We start from the raw sequence: 14,341 nt of genomic DNA on the forward strand, positions 1-14,341 counted from the left end.
AACGATTAAGCCAGTTGTTATAAAAATGTAACGCCCGTCTTGTGGGATACATTGCGGAAAATGAATATGAAGCGCCTAAAAAATAGACAGTCACCATGTGCCATCAGAGACAGGAAGGCGTAATTTATCACAATTGCGTAGGCAATAAACAAATCTTATTGACCATTATTTGCAAGCAATTAATGCGAGAATGCATAAAATTATGCCTTTACCTACATAAATAACCAGCGTGTGATGATAAAGCTATCGTCAACATCATTACGCCATTTCCACCTCATAAACCACTTTGGTTGCATTGCATTAAAGTCCGTTCGGATATTTGATGACAAATAACTTGCCGAATCCAACACAAAAGCCTGACCATCTACGCGCCTGAAATAACTCAGCGCCAGCGGTTTTGCCATATTCTTGGTGGTGTTTAATGGAGAGCAATTCCACAACCTGTTGTTTCTTCTTGAATGACGAGATTTTGCATTAGAGGCTCCTTGGCTTCAGTCAAATCAAATCACACAAGACCGTACAGCTTGCTATTTATATACTCTTTGAAATCAAATACCTTCATCCCAAATGCTTTCGCATAATCACAAAGACGGCTATCCGCAGAAATAAGCAAATCGCATTCCTGCGCCATCAGGAGAACAACAGAATCAGCAAGTCCAAGATCATCAAAATAGCTATTTTGTGACGCTTGCAGGGATGCGATATATTTTTCAATGCTTGACTGGTAAATGGCTTTTGTCAGTTTGAGATATTCATATTTATCATCTCCAGTGATTCCATTCAAAAGGTTGTCGACTTCTGTCAGAACATTAGGGCAGGTGACAATCCGATCGTATGCGCCTATCAACGTTACCAGATATTCATAATCATCCTTGCCGTACAGGTTGTTCCTGCAATACTGGCCTATTCTGCCGGCGTTAATCTTTCCTGCCAAAAAAAGGACCAGTATATTGGAATCAACAAGGACATCACGCATTCTTATGCATCTTCACCGAAAGGATAGACCCATCGGCTTTGTTAACGATAACGGTCTTATATTGACGCACATAAGGATTTTTTATTTCTCCGAGTAGCGACTGAATGGCCTGTGGCATATTTTTGTTTGGCACGAGAAAAGAGATCGTCAGGTGATACTGGTCGCCAGCGTCTGGCTCAATTTCTTCAAGCCGGATATCGGTAATGTCCGACCCAAAAAGATCTTTAAACTGCTTTTTAATAGTATCTACGGCTTCTTTTACAGTTAGCATGATATTACTCCTTTCTGCCAGCGTAGAGCAAATAACCCGTGGGGCAACTGTGCTCTGTCGCAAGTTGGTGTTTCAACTGCTACAAGGTAAGAAATTTGCGGCAAAATAGCAAGATTTATACACCTACTCCATCGACCCCTCATCGGGGCGAGCATTTTTCCACCCACCACCCAGCACCTTGTACAAATCGAGCGCAGCGTTCAGCCGTGCCAGGCGTAACTGCACCACTTGATCCTGTGCCTGAAACAAGCTTCGCTGCGCGTCCAGCACGCCCAGCATTTCTTCGTTCCCTTCGCGATAGCGAATTTCTGCGAGGCGTAATGTCCGTCGTGTTTGCTCCAGAATAGCACTCTGAATGGTAGCCTGATGTTCCGCGTAGTGGGCGCGATTCAGCGCATCTTCCACTTCTTTGAGCGCACTCAGCACGGTTTTGCGGTAGGTTTCCACCAGTTCGCGCTGGCGCGATTCGGCTATGACGATTTGATTTTTGCGCCGTCCGGCATCAAAGATGGTTTGCGCGATGGCTGCGCTGAGACCAAGGCTGGTCGTCGGGTTCGCCAGCGACAGGAGCGCCACGCTTGCCGTTCCCGCGGATGCCGAAAGGGAGAAAGATGGCAGCAGTGCGGCACGGGCGCTTTCAATACTGGCATGTGCCGCAGCAAGTTGTGCTTCGGCGCGAGCCAAGTCGGGACGGCGTACAAGTAGTTCCGACGGCAATCCGGGAGCAACGGTTGGGATGGTAAGATGCGGCAAAGTTTCATCCGACACTACCGTGTGCTGCGGCAGACGCCCAAGCAGGAGTGCCAACGCCGAAGCGGTCTGTTTTTCCTGTTCTTCCAGCGATAGCAGAGATGAGCGCTGGGAAAGAACGGTTGATTCCTGCCGTTGCACATCAAGCAACGACGCGCTGCCGTGGCGATAACGCGCCTGCACAATGGCCATGACTCGCTCGGCAATTGCCAGATTTTCGCGGGCAATTGTTACGCGCTCGCGCATGGCACGTGTTTGAAAATATGCGCTGGCTACACCGGCACTCAGACTAAGGCGAGCCGCCGCCAGATCGTAGTGCGCGATATCGAGCGACGCCTGCGATCCGCGCACATCAGCAGCCATGCGCCCCCAGATATCAACTTCATAACTTGCTCCCAGCGACAGGCGCGATGATTCACTTTCAGAGCTTCGCCCTTCGCTGCTGCGATTCTGGTTCCAAGCGGTATTGCCACTGAGGTTCAGCGATGGAAAAAGCGATGCACCGGTAGTGCGCAACTGCGCTTCGGCCTGAATCACTTTTTCGGCAACGGCCACCATATCAGGGCTGCTTTGCAGGCTTTCTTCAATCAATGCCTCGAGTTGCGGGGAATCAAAACGGTGCCACCAATGATCGAGTGACGCTTCGCTGCTTTCGGCCACGCTCGCCGCCCATGTTTCCGGCAGATTGACGGACGTTGGCGGAGTCGTCGTCGCGCATCCACTGAGCAACAGTGCCATCACACAAGTTATGCCTAAAATGCGGTAGGGGTACATTTTCATAGTTCGTCCTTTATTCTGATGCGAGTGCGACAACCGGATCAAGGCGTGCCGCCTTCCGTGCTGGGAGATACCCAAAAACCAGTCCGGTAGCAAAGGCACAACCGAAAGCCAGCAAAACCGGCGTCAGGGAATACTGAATCGGCGTCCCAAAAGACTCCACCACCGCCGCAACTCCCAGCCCGATTGCCACGCCAATCACTCCACCTAGTGCGGAAACTACCAACGCTTCGATCAAAAACTGTTGTAAAATATTGCGCATCCGCGCTCCAGTAGCCATGCGGATGCCGATTTCGCGCGTCCGTTCCGTTACGCTAACCAGCATGATATTCATGACCCCAATGCCACCGACCAGCAGCGAAATAGCGGCTATTGAGCCAAGTAAAATCGTAAAAGTGTTCTGTGTTTCGGAAACGCTGTCGATAATCGACGCCATATTACGAATCTGAAAATCCTCTACGCCGTGCCGAGCAAGCAGCAACGCGTGTACCGCCGCCTGCGCTTCGTCAATGGCGCGAACGTCTTCCACTGCAATCGTCACATTGCGTAGATGGCGCTGACCGCTCAGGCGCAAGCTTGCAGTGGTATAGGGGACAAAGATAATATCGTCCTGATCTTGACCACCAAGGCCGGCACCTTTTTCGCTCATCACCCCGATAACCTGAAAAGGGATATTGCGTACTAACAGATATTTCCCTAACGGATCATCACCAGAAAACAATGCTTTTGCTACTGTTTGCCCCAGCACGGCTACGGTGGCGTACAGCCGTTCATCCTCTTCCGCAAAGAATGTCCCGTGTGCCAGCGGCCAAGAGCGAGCGATCACGTAGTCGGCACTTGTGCCGTTGACTTCGGTGCGGTGGTCGGCATTGCCATAACGCACGGTGAGCGACGTACCTTGTTCCGGCACTGCCGCGCGAATGTTTGGCAATTCACGGATAGCAATGACATCGCCCGGCACCAGCGTTGCCGTGGTCACCCTTCCGCGCATATTCGGCGCACCGGGGCGCACGGTCAGTAAATCGCTCCCCAGCGTGCTTATGCGATCCACCACCGCCTGTTTGGCACCGTCGCCAATCGCCATCATCGTAATGACAGAAGCAACACCAATAACGATTCCAAGCAGCGTCAGGATTGTGCGGAAAATATTACTGCGTAGCGCACGCACCGCTGTCAGGGTCGCTTCCAGCAACTCGACCATCGAAGAGGTACGACGCTTCTGGTTGACGGGTGGTGGTGCAGGCATTTCTTCGCAATGCGAACCGGGATCACTGAGAATCATCCCATCGCGGATTTCAATCACGCGATCGGCATGCTCCGCCACTTCCCGTTCATGGGTAATGAGAATAATCGTATGGCCACGGGCTGACAGTTCGCTTAGGAGTCGCATCACTTCGGCACCACTTTTAGAATCAAGCGCGCCCGTCGGTTCGTCGGCCAGAATAATCCGGCCACCGTTCATCAGTGCCCGCGCGATAGAAACCCGCTGTTGCTGACCACCGGAAAGCTGATTCGGGCGATGATGCGTGCGATCTTCCAGCCCCAGTTCGCCAAGTAAGGCAAACGCACGAGCATGGCGATCATCCGCTGACACCCCATCGTAGACGGCAGGAACTTCAACATTTTCCAGCGCGCTCGCAGTGCCAATCAGGTTGTAGCCCTGAAAAACAAAACCAAAATCTTCACGTCGCAGCCGTGCGAGTTCATCACGATCGAGGTGACCCACATCCTGCCCCAGAAAACGGTAGGTTCCGCTTGTCGGGCGATCCAAACAGCCAAGGATATTCATCAGCGTCGATTTGCCTGAGCCAGATGCTCCCATGATGGCAACAAATTCCCCCTGACGAATGGTCAGGTCGATGCCATGCAGCACTTCAACGGAAAGTTCACCGTTATAGTAGGTTTTGGTGACGCCACGCAGTTCGATCAGTGGAATATTCACTAGCGTATCCTTGGCATGCCGCCGGGCATACCGCCAATTCCCGCGCCTGTAGCGCCAGTGTTTTGACGCGCACTCTGGCCAATGACGACCTCTTCGCCTTCCTGAAGGCCTTTTATAATCTGCACTTGCACACGATTCGTCACGCCGGTTTCTACCTCGCGGCTTTCAAGGACACCTTGCGCGTTACGCACCTGAACGGTTCCTTTTGACACGCGCGGCATCTCTCCTCGCCCAACAGCAGACCCTTGCCCTGGCTGACGCCCTTCGCTTCCAGCAGGGCGTTCACGACGCGGTGCCGTCCCACTGGTCGCTACCGCTGCTGCCGGTACGAGTAAAGCATCCTGCGCCGACGCGACAACAAAGAATACCTGCGCCGTCATCTGCGGCATCAAGGCGTGGTTGGCATTATCCACATCAAAGAGAGCATTATAGAGCACAACATTATTTTCCACCGTCGGCGTGGGTTCAATGCGGCGCAGTTTCCCCTGCCAGCGACGTCCCTGACTCCCAAGCGTGGTAAAGTAGGCATCCATCCCCACCTTTAAGCGGCTGATATCGGCTTCTGAAACTTGCGTCTGCACCGTCATGGTGCGCAAATCGGCAATCCGCAGCAAAATCGGTGCTTGCTGATTGGCGTTGATCGTTTGCCCTTGCCGTGCCGTAATCGAAACCACAGTGCCATCCATCGGTGCAAAAATCTTGGCATAATTCAGGTTGGCTTCATCAGCGCGCAACGAAGATTCCGTTTGTTCAATCTGCGCTTTCAGCATTTCGATCTGTGCTCGGGCCGAACGGAGCGATACTTCGGCACTTTGCACCGACTCGGTGGTCGTTGCTTCTTCTGCCATCAAGTTCTGCTGTCGCGTATACTGAATCTCCGCCAGCGAAAGTTGTGCTTCACGGTCAAGCAGTTGCGCCTTTTGATAGCGCAGCTGCGCCCGGCTCGCATCAACTTTGGCCACAAAAAGGGTGGGGTCGATCTTGACGAGCAAGTCGCCCGCTTTAACTTCGCTGCCAACTTCGACAAAAATCTTTTCAACCTGCCCCGAAACCTGCGCGCCCACATCGACATAGTCGCGCGGCTGCAAGGTTCCGGTGGCGGTCACCACGTCTTCGATAGTGCCGCGCTGTACCGCGCTAAAGGCATACGATGGCGCTGCATTTTGTTGCTGAGCGTGGTATTGCCAACCGAAATACCCCGTAGTACCACCGAGAATGCCAAGTGCGATCAGCACAAAAGGCCATTTTGCTGTCCGATGTTTGCGCGTGTGTTCCATGAGCCTACCCGAAAAATTTATTTTTCCTCTACTTCAACATGACTTGAAACCTGATGATACCATAACTCCAACGCGGCAGCATCTTCGCCGTCAAGCTCGATACTTTCGAACAGGTGAGTTGCGCCACTTTTTTGCAACCAAGTATCGACCGCACGCCCAAAGGCGCAGTACTGTTCATATTCGCGATCACCAAGCGCCAGCAAGCCGTAGCGTAATGGTGCCAGCGCGGCAGACTGCGCCATGGCTTCAGCAAAGGCTTCCGCATCGGTAGGCGGCTCGCCGTCGCCAAAGGTGGAGATCAGCAGTAATGCGTTACGGTACTGCGACAGATCCTCTGGCACCATGTCGCCCAGCGATTTCACCGTTACGGGCTGCCCATGCTGGAGCAACACGTTTGCGGTATGCCATGCCAAACTTTCCGCATAGCCACTTTGCGTAGCATACGCGATGAGCACGGGCTCGTTGTGGTGAACCGTTCGGATTGCCTGCGCGGTTTCCATCGCGTGGTGCGCCTCGCTTTTATGGCGACGTCGATTCAAGTACAACATCCAGCCGGTGATGGTAAAGAGCGGCATGGCGATGCTGGCAATCATCATCAATACCTTGCCAATTGTACCGAAGTAGCTCCCCGCATGCAGCGGCAGCATACTATTCATCAGCCGCACATTCAGGGGACGATCAGCATAGCGATCATGGCTGACGACTTCGTCCCCAGCACTATTGATCGTGATGCGATTTGCTGCCCGTTCATGCGCTGGCGACGCATCCAGATACGTAATGCTGATGTCTTGCCCCGTACGTTGCGGTAGGCGAATTTGCGCCCGGCTGTAGCCATCCACTTGACTCAGAAAGAATGTCCAGACACCGTCAATGGCGTTCCAGGAAGGAGCACTCGCGGCTGTGCGTTGCCCTTGTCCGTCGCCACGAGTTCGTTCGCCACCCTGACGGCGCGCTTCGCCGCTGGCAGCGGCATCNTGCACCTTCCGCAGGCGCTGGCGTAGCGGCACGTACCGCACGCGGCACACCGCTGATGTCGTGCAGCCCATTGCGATACCACTCATACGACCAATAGAGTCCGGTGAATGATGCCAGCACATAGAGCAGCACGGCCCATGTGCCAAGCACGGCGTGTATATCCCACAGGAAACTGCGCCCTTTGCGGCTCCACTTGAAGGTCAACCACGTTTTCAGATTTGCGGCATGGCGCGGCCAACGCAAATAGATGCCACTGACGCAGAGCACTATCAGGAATACCGTCGAAGCGCCGACGATGTGCTTGCCAATATCACGATTATCTAAAAGTTGATCGGTCAAGAGCCAGCGGTGAAGTTGCATCACCGTGCGGAAAAACTCTGTTCCGCGTGGTTCGCCCAACACTTCACCCGTGTAGGGGTTGACGTAGCGGTTTTCACCACGCCGTTGCGCAGGATCGGCGCTCGCAATACCAACCTGAGCGGCATCATTAGCCGAGTCATACAGGGTAATAGACTGTATTTGACGTCCAGGGAAGGCGTGCTGCAAGCGATCAAGCAATTCGGACGGAGCGAGTTTCTGCGTACCGGGGGTTACCGTCATCACGCCTGGATTGATAGCGCGGAGAATTTCACTCTGAAACGAAAGCATACCGCCAGTCACACCGACGACAACGAGCACAATACCCGCCGTAATACCGAAAAACCAGTGGAGCTGGAACCAGAAAGTACGAAACCAAGCCATGAAAATCTCCCGAAAAAAGGCGGAGCTGATAGCTCCGCCCACATCTGTTCAATGTTGATATCAGTCGGCGCGGAAACTCAGCGTCAGCGCATAGCGCGTTTTGTCGTATCTCACCCCATCAAGCTCGCCACCTGTTTCGTCGAAATGGCTGGCCAACACGAGGTACTGTCCGGCTTTGGAAGTATCAATCGTGATACCACCAGCGCCATCCGTCGCCAGTTCAAACTCTTCTTTGGCCGGAGTGTACACAGTGATTTTCGCATTCGGCACGGGTGCGCCATCAAACACCAGCGTAAACTGACTGCTGTGCGGCTGTGCTGGAACCAAATCTAGCGGCAAAAGCGCGCTGGCTTCGCTCCGCCCAGCACGACCAAGCAGAATGGAACGGGTAACTTCGTCGCTCAAGCGGCTTTTGCGTGGTGCCATCGCTTCGACGATGCCAACGTCGCCCGCTTTTTTCAGGCTGATCGCCACATGGTCGGCTTTGCGTTCGCTGCCAGTGGTAACGCCTTCGGGAACAACCACGTCAGCCTGAAAGTTATCGAGCCGGCCTCCCGTCGTTTCAAACAAGTCTTTATGCCATTCGCCGAAGTAGAAACGCAGCGTCTGATTCTCACGCTCCAGCCAGAGGTAGTGCGCCTGAGCGGAAGTGAGAAAGACACAGAAAATGGCAAATAGTAACGAAATTTTACTCAATTTTTTCATCAAAATTCTCCTCTTTGCTTTTCTCGTACCCTTAGAAGGTAACGTTCATGCTCACCCAGTAACTGCGGGGAGCCTCTTTGTTGTTGTAATGGTCAGTTTTGACAACCGTATACTGGTTATTTGGCGCATCCCAAGTAAAGGCGGTGTCATAGGTGTTAAAATCTTTGTCCAACAAGTTATTGATGCGACCATTCAGGGTAATGTTCTCTGCTAACCGGTAAGAGCCACCCAAATGGAGGATAGTGTAATCTTTGTAATACTGCTCCGTTTGGCTCGCAGCATCCCAAGTCCGGTAACGTTTTTGGCGCGTTTCAGAAGACAGGAACAGGCCGATATCGTCGGTGGCCTGCCAGTCAAGCGTCGTGTTCAGCATAAGATGGTCAGTCATCTCTGTCTGCATTGCACGCTCTACAAGTCGCTTCGTTAACTCTTTGAGTAGACCGCCTTCGCCTACAAGATCTTCAGGCTTTTTATAGTTGGCAAGAAGCTGGTCGAGAAGTTCATCGGAAATGGCCATGGGATACTCCTTGAGATATGAGCAGAATGGTATCGTAAATGGCCACTTACACAAAATATTTTACACACTCATGCTTGGCACTGTTGCCCAACGGACGACCTTTGTTCGCTCCACTCTTTTGCTCGCTGTCAGTCAGCGTATAGTTCCCGCGTAATGCAACTCCCCATGGGAGTTGATAGCGTCCAGCCACTTCTATCCCTTGCAGCACCACTTCGTCGATATTCGTGGCACGGCTAGAGCTTGGAGTGTACCCCAGTGCTGCATAATCGCCGGTTGCGCCGCACGATTGTTCGCCGGGGTTACCACAAGGCTGATTGCTGATTTTGTCTTTGAAATCATTCTGAAAGAGGGTCACATTGAAGCTGTGACGTGCAACGGGGTGCTGCCAGTAGACCGCCACTTCAGTGCTCACACTGGTTTCTGGTTTGAGGTCAGGATTGCCGTACATCGGACTAACGCCCTGTCCACCAAAGCCGGTGATTCCATCATAGAGTTGTGTCGTTTTCGGAGCTTTATAGCCAGTCGTCACGCCACCTTTCAGAGTGAACTGATCGTTCAAAGCGTAGACCGCATACAGGCGTGGACTGAGTTGCTCGCCAAACACACTGTGCTCGTCGTAACGCAGACCACCGGTCAGCGATAGTGAATCAAGAATATGCCACGTATCTTCGGCAAAAAGTGCCCACGTGTTGTGGTCTTGCACGCCGCCTGTCTGCCCTGATTCCATGCCGAAAATACCGTCTTCTAATTCGCCACGGACGACCTGCATCCCAATAACAGCGTTGTGATGCCAACCAGCCAGCTCAAAAGGTATATCGACTCGTCCATCCAATGTGTACTGGCGACTTTCCAGCGTCCGTTTTCCGCGCGGCAGGAAGGTTGCTTCCGCCAGCGCTTTCCGGTCATCCACACTCATACCGGCATACGCACCGGTGCCATCGATCATTTCCAGCAGCTGTTGGCGCTCTGCCACCGTAAAGGGCAGCGTGCGTCCATCGTTATTGGTCGCAACGTGTGAAAGCGAAACAAAGCTATTGCCGAAGCCCCAAGCCCCCTCATGACCCAACGACCACGATTCACGGGTAAATTCTTGGGTGGCCGAGTATCCGGCACGCGGATTGGCACGGCGCGACCACGTGCCGCCATTCGCGGCGCAGGTCGCTGCATTGCCCGTAGCGCCGATACAAACATTCCCGGCTGCCCAAATGGAATTAATATTATCCACTGTCCCAACGGGATATACTAGATTGCCAGCGTCATCGGTTTTAATCTCGTTATCGTACTTTTGGCGCGAAGTGTCATAGTCCAGCGTAACGGTTTGATTTTCCACAGGAGTCCACGCCAAAGAAAAGCCTGCTCCCAGATTTTCATTATCCACTGACTTGCCACCGCCACCGAAACCGAGCGAAAAGGTGTGGGTTGCACCGCTTGGGTCTGTCGCTGTTTCGTACGTAGGGCTCGACTCGTTGCGCTCATACCAGCTGCCACGCAAACTCAGATTTAGCTTCCCCGGCAGCAGCGGGCCAGAAATATAAACATCTCCGGTCATACTGTCACCCCAGTCGTTATCACTTTGAACCGTGCGGCCAATCGAGAACGACCCGCCCCACTTTTCTGCATCTTTGCGGGTGATGATGTTGATAACACCCCCCAGCGCATCGGCACCGTACAGGGTGGCAGCTGGGCCACGGATGATTTCGACACGCGCAATAGCATCCAGAGGAGGAATGTGATTGAACTGATTTCCACCAAAGCTGTTCGGGTAAATATCGCCGTGGTTATTCTGACGACGACCGTTGACCAGAATCAGTGTGTAGTCAGAGCCCATGCCACGCATCGAAATTGTGCCCTGACCCGTCTTATCGCGTGTTTCACCAACATCAACCCCTTCCAGATCGCGCACCGCATCGAGTAGCGTCATGTAGGGACGCTTTTGTAAATCTTCACGGGTAATCACGGAAATACTTGCCGGAGCATCGGCAATCTTTTGCTCAAAACCTGCTGCGGTAACAACCATTGTCCCCAACTCTTGCGGGGCTTCAGCGGCGTGAGCCGCCAGACTCGCCATCAACAGTGCCACAGTGCCAAGGCCGGCACGACGGGCAAAACACATCCCTTTCGACATCCTTCTTTCCTCCATCCAGTGATGAGATTTACGGCCTGTACGGTGCAACACCATGCGGCTTCCGCCAGTGCCGTTGCAGCGCGTTATGACAGGTAGTGTGCCGGATCTCTCACTGGATCTCTGTGCCTTCCACAGCGGGGAGGAACTATCGCTGTCTCGCTTTAAGTTTGAAGCTTCTAATGAATTGCAAATAGCATGTCAATTGAAATTATTAGCTTTTCCTATTTTTAGGAGATTTAGTTACGTTATTATATTGCGCGCCAATTCTTTCTGAATGCCGAACAAGGAAGGTTATTCCGGAGATATAGCTTCATTGAATTAGGAGATATTTCTTGAGAAAGAGAATATGCACAGGGAATTTCTTGCTTGACATTGCTTGTAAGCAGCGATATTAAAGATTAGACATGATTAACTTAATGTCGAGTGGTCAACTTTATCATCATGAAAAAGTGGAGGATTCAATGCAACAGCTACCCGTTATTACGCAAGACCCAGGATCGGCAATCAATACGTTACGCCTTTCTCACATGAAGAACGGCGATCGTTGCCGCATCCACAAGCACCACGCGCACGGTGCGATTCGTCAGCGCTTACTGGATCTTGGTTTTATGCCAAACTCGACGGTGGAAGTGATTCGCTGTGCTTTGCTTGGCGACCCGCTCCAGATAAAGGTCGGCGATTATTCCGTGGCAATTCGCCGTCAGGAAGCCAATCTCATTGAGATTCAGCCTGTTGAGGCCTAGTAAACTATAAAGGATCTTTGACCTATGTCATCTTCTCCGACACACGGAAATCTCGTTGTTGCACTTGCCGGTCAGCAAAATGCGGGAAAATCAACCACGTTTAACATGCTTACCGGAGCCAATCAGTATATCGCCAACTATCCTGGTGTGACGGTTGATAAAAAATCCGGAAGCTACCGTGACAATGTAGGGCGGGTGGAAATAGTCGATCTCCCCGGCACATATGGATTTTCTTCCTTCTCGCTTGAAGAGCGGGTAGCGCGTGATTTTCTGTTGGATGAACGCCCACATGTGATTCTTAACGTGGTGGATGCCTCCACGCTGCGGCGCGGGCTTCATTTGACCGTCCAGCTGATAGAACTTTCCTTTCCACTCGTTGTTGCGCTGAATATGGTTGATGTGCTAGAAACGCATGGAAAGCGGGTCGATGACGTTACACTAGCAGCAAGGTTGGGCGTGCCGGTTATCCCAACCGTCGGACGTAAAGGCAAGGGGAAAAGCGAGCTACGCGATGCCATTCGCCGTGTGGCGGCGAGTAATTCTGTGGCGGCGCCACTGGTGTCGTATACTTTTCTCGAAGATGGCCTGCAAGAACTGCGTGAACTGTTGCGTGAATCTGCCGTTATGGCTGGGCAGCAGCCTATCGGATGGATTGCGCTGAAGCTTTTTGAAAATGATGAAGCGGCCATGGCGTTGGTGCAGCAGCATCACATTCGGGGTCGCGCTGTACTTGACTGGGTTGGAGCAACGGGGCAGCGGTTTGAAAGCGAGCACGGTATTAGTCCCGCAGATCACATTCTTGCTTGTCGCGAAGCCTTTATCCGCCAGCTTGTGGCAGAGTGCGTCAGCGATGCGTCGCCTACGGCATCTTCTACCAAGGGTACTTTGACGGAGAAAATTGATCGCGTCGTACTCCATCGTTTTCTGTCGCCATTTTTCCTGATCGCTACGGTCTATTTGATTTATGAACTCTCCATCGTGCAGGGCTATAAACTGACGAACTATACGTGGCCGATCTTAGCCAAAGCACGTGCGTTGATTGCGCAGTGGCTTCCCGATCCGGGATTGTTGCAGGACACCATCATGCGTTCCTTTGGCTTATGGATGGTTGATAGTGTCAATACCTTACTCAACTACATTCCGGTTTTTCTGGTTCTTTTTGCGCTGGTGGCCATTTTGGAGGATTCCGGCTATATGGCGCGCATCGCCTTTACTTTGGATAAAATTTTCAAAAGTTTTGGTTTACATGGACAATCGACCCTGCCGTATATCCTCGCGGGAGTGTTTACTGGCGGATGCGCCGTGCCTGGCATTATGGCGACGAAGGGGATTCCTGACGAGCGTTCGCGCATCGCTACGATTCTGACGGTTCCGTACATGAACTGTCTGGCTAAAATTCCGCTGTACACGCTACTCGTCAATGTCTACTTCGTCGAGCAACAGTCGTACGTGATGTTCTTCCTATCCACGATCACCATCATCATCGCACTGATTGTGGCAAAGCTCCTTACGCTAAGCGTCTTGCGTCATCACGAAACGTCCCCGTTTGTTATGGAAATGCCGCATTACCATCTGCCAACACTCAGTGGCGTGGCTCGACGCGCGTTTGATCGGACATGGACGTACATTAAAAAAATCGGAACGATTGTCGCGGCGGTTGCGGTCTGCGTCTATGTGCTCCTCCAGTTTCCAGGCGTTTCCGACGAGCAGATGGCGAAACATAACACCCGCATGGAAACGGCTATCGTTGATTTTAGGGGAAAAATAAGCGAAACGGCATATGCCGAACAATTCATGGCAGAAGAGACTATCTTGCGTCTACTGAATGTGCAGAACCAATACCGCGAGGCAAAGCTGGCGGCTTCATCGCAAGAAGCTTCAGAACGGATTGATGATGACTATGCCGCGAACTATCCCGACCTATTCCCGATTTTGCGGGCGCGCGATGCCGAAACCCGCGTTATCAGTCGCCATCTGCGGACACTGGCTACGGAACGCTCCTCCATTCGAGCCGCTATCCGCGAAGAGACTATTCTGATGAGTTATTTCGGTGTGATCGGCAAGTCGCTGGAGCCAATTACGCAGTTCGCTGGTTTTGACTGGAAGGTAAATATCGCTCTTATCAGCTCCTTTGCCGCACGCGAGTCGAGTGTTGCGACGCTGGGCGTGCTGTTCCAAGAAGGTGCGAGCGAAAATATTACCCTGGAAGAACGGATGAGCCGCGAAAGTGGCGCGATGGGAACCACACCGCTTCATGCGCTGGCCTTGATGATCTTTTTTGTGCTCTATCCGCCTTGTTTGGCCACCATTATCATGATCAAGGTGCAAACAAATTCATACCGCTGGATGCTCTTTGCACTCGGCTTTTCAACAACCTTTGGTCTTATTGTGGCGAGTGCCGTGTTTACGATCGGTTCAATGCTGGCGCTGAGTGCTTTGCAGGCGATGGGTATTTTCTATCTGATCGCACTTGGGACAGCGATTGCCCTTTCGTTTGTTAAAGATCCTGCGTGGGCGGGCATACAAGAAAGAGAGGCATGAT

12 protein-coding genes and 1 pseudogene are annotated in these 14,341 nt (G+C 52.4%); 2 read left to right on the top strand and 11 right to left on the bottom strand.

What is annotated here, in order from left to right:
* Positions 1-212 precede the first annotated feature (212 nt).
* The 11 genes and pseudogenes from P304_RS16925 to P304_RS14865 form a co-directional block, all read right to left on the bottom strand.
* Positions 213-404: a hypothetical protein gene (locus P304_RS16925; RefSeq protein ID WP_152514518.1), complete on the bottom strand. Its 192-nt coding sequence runs from the start codon at positions 402-404 to the stop codon at positions 213-215.
* 101 nt (positions 405-505) lie between these two features.
* Entirely contained in the window at positions 506-976 is a 471-nt protein-coding gene (locus P304_RS0109065; protein WP_027390292.1) for a PIN domain-containing protein, read from the bottom strand.
* A complete protein-coding gene (locus P304_RS0109070; protein ID WP_027390293.1) occupies positions 969-1,247 on the bottom strand; it encodes a hypothetical protein in 279 nt (92 codons plus the stop codon). Before P304_RS0109070 ends, P304_RS0109065 begins: the two co-directional genes overlap by 8 nt.
* A 123-nt stretch (positions 1,248-1,370) precedes the next feature.
* Entirely contained in the window at positions 1,371-2,777 is a 1,407-nt protein-coding gene (locus tag P304_RS0109075; RefSeq protein ID WP_084417654.1) for an efflux transporter outer membrane subunit, read from the bottom strand.
* 10 nt (positions 2,778-2,787) lie between these two features.
* Entirely contained in the window at positions 2,788-4,716 is a 1,929-nt protein-coding gene (locus P304_RS0109080; RefSeq protein WP_051321559.1) for a MacB family efflux pump subunit, read from the bottom strand.
* Entirely contained in the window at positions 4,716-5,993 is a 1,278-nt protein-coding gene (locus P304_RS14850; protein WP_051321560.1) for an efflux RND transporter periplasmic adaptor subunit, read from the bottom strand. The genes P304_RS0109080 and P304_RS14850 overlap by 1 nt, the downstream gene beginning before the upstream one ends.
* Before the next feature lie 17 nt (positions 5,994-6,010).
* Complete coding sequence (locus P304_RS17465; protein WP_160165045.1) at positions 6,011-6,973, bottom strand: flavodoxin domain-containing protein; 963 nt, start codon at positions 6,971-6,973, stop codon at positions 6,011-6,013.
* Complete coding sequence (locus P304_RS16260; RefSeq protein ID WP_027390297.1) at positions 6,861-7,709, bottom strand: PepSY-associated TM helix domain-containing protein; 849 nt, start codon at positions 7,707-7,709, stop codon at positions 6,861-6,863. Before P304_RS16260 ends, P304_RS17465 begins: the two co-directional genes overlap by 113 nt.
* Before the next feature lie 60 nt (positions 7,710-7,769).
* Positions 7,770-8,414, bottom strand: a complete 645-nt coding sequence (locus tag P304_RS0109100; protein WP_051321561.1) for a DUF4198 domain-containing protein — start codon at positions 8,412-8,414, stop codon at positions 7,770-7,772.
* A 373-nt stretch (positions 8,415-8,787) separates the two neighbouring features.
* Positions 8,788-8,931: pseudogene (locus P304_RS17360) on the bottom strand (IS256 family transposase); the annotation flags it as partial.
* A gap of 46 nt (positions 8,932-8,977) precedes the next feature.
* Positions 8,978-11,056 carry a TonB-dependent receptor domain-containing protein gene (locus tag P304_RS14865; RefSeq protein WP_051321562.1) on the bottom strand — a complete coding sequence of 693 codons (2,079 nt, stop codon included), beginning with the start codon at positions 11,054-11,056 and terminating at the stop codon, positions 8,978-8,980.
* A 461-nt stretch (positions 11,057-11,517) separates the two neighbouring features.
* Between P304_RS14865 and P304_RS0109110 the strand changes: the two genes are divergently transcribed.
* Both P304_RS0109110 and feoB read left to right on the top strand, forming a co-directional pair.
* Positions 11,518-11,799: a FeoA family protein gene (locus P304_RS0109110; RefSeq protein WP_201766944.1), complete on the top strand. Its 282-nt coding sequence runs from the start codon at positions 11,518-11,520 to the stop codon at positions 11,797-11,799.
* A gap of 24 nt (positions 11,800-11,823) precedes the next feature.
* Positions 11,824-14,340, top strand: coding sequence for a ferrous iron transport protein B (gene feoB, locus P304_RS0109115; protein ID WP_027390300.1), 2,517 nt, complete (start codon positions 11,824-11,826; stop codon positions 14,338-14,340).
* The last annotated feature ends 1 nt before the right edge of the window (position 14,341 follow it).

It is taken from the genome of Chrysiogenes arsenatis DSM 11915, from assembly GCF_000469585.1.
In the GTDB taxonomy this organism is placed as follows: domain Bacteria; phylum Chrysiogenota; class Chrysiogenetes; order Chrysiogenales; family Chrysiogenaceae; genus Chrysiogenes; species Chrysiogenes arsenatis.

Excerpts from the sequence above, each read along its gene's own strand:
- P304_RS0109075 (WP_084417654.1), bottom strand. The coding sequence starts at position 2,777 with ATGAAAATGTACCCCTACCGCATTTTAGGCATAACTTGTGTGATGGCA.
- P304_RS0109070 (WP_027390293.1), bottom strand. The coding sequence starts at position 1,247 with ATGCTAACTGTAAAAGAAGCCGTAGATACTATTAAAAAGCAGTTTAAA.
- P304_RS16925 (WP_152514518.1), bottom strand. The coding sequence starts at position 404 with ATGGCAAAACCGCTGGCGCTGAGTTATTTCAGGCGCGTAGATGGTCAG.
- P304_RS0109110 (WP_201766944.1), top strand. The coding sequence starts at position 11,518 with ATGCAACAGCTACCCGTTATTACGCAAGACCCAGGATCGGCAATCAAT.
- feoB (WP_027390300.1), top strand. The coding sequence starts at position 11,824 with ATGTCATCTTCTCCGACACACGGAAATCTCGTTGTTGCACTTGCCGGT.
- P304_RS14850 (WP_051321560.1), bottom strand. The coding sequence starts at position 5,993 with ATGGAACACACGCGCAAACATCGGACAGCAAAATGGCCTTTTGTGCTG.
- P304_RS0109065 (WP_027390292.1), bottom strand. The coding sequence starts at position 976 with ATGCGTGATGTCCTTGTTGATTCCAATATACTGGTCCTTTTTTTGGCA.
- P304_RS0109100 (WP_051321561.1), bottom strand. The coding sequence starts at position 8,414 with ATGAAAAAATTGAGTAAAATTTCGTTACTATTTGCCATTTTCTGTGTC.
- P304_RS14865 (WP_051321562.1), bottom strand. The coding sequence starts at position 11,056 with ATGTCGAAAGGGATGTGTTTTGCCCGTCGTGCCGGCCTTGGCACTGTG.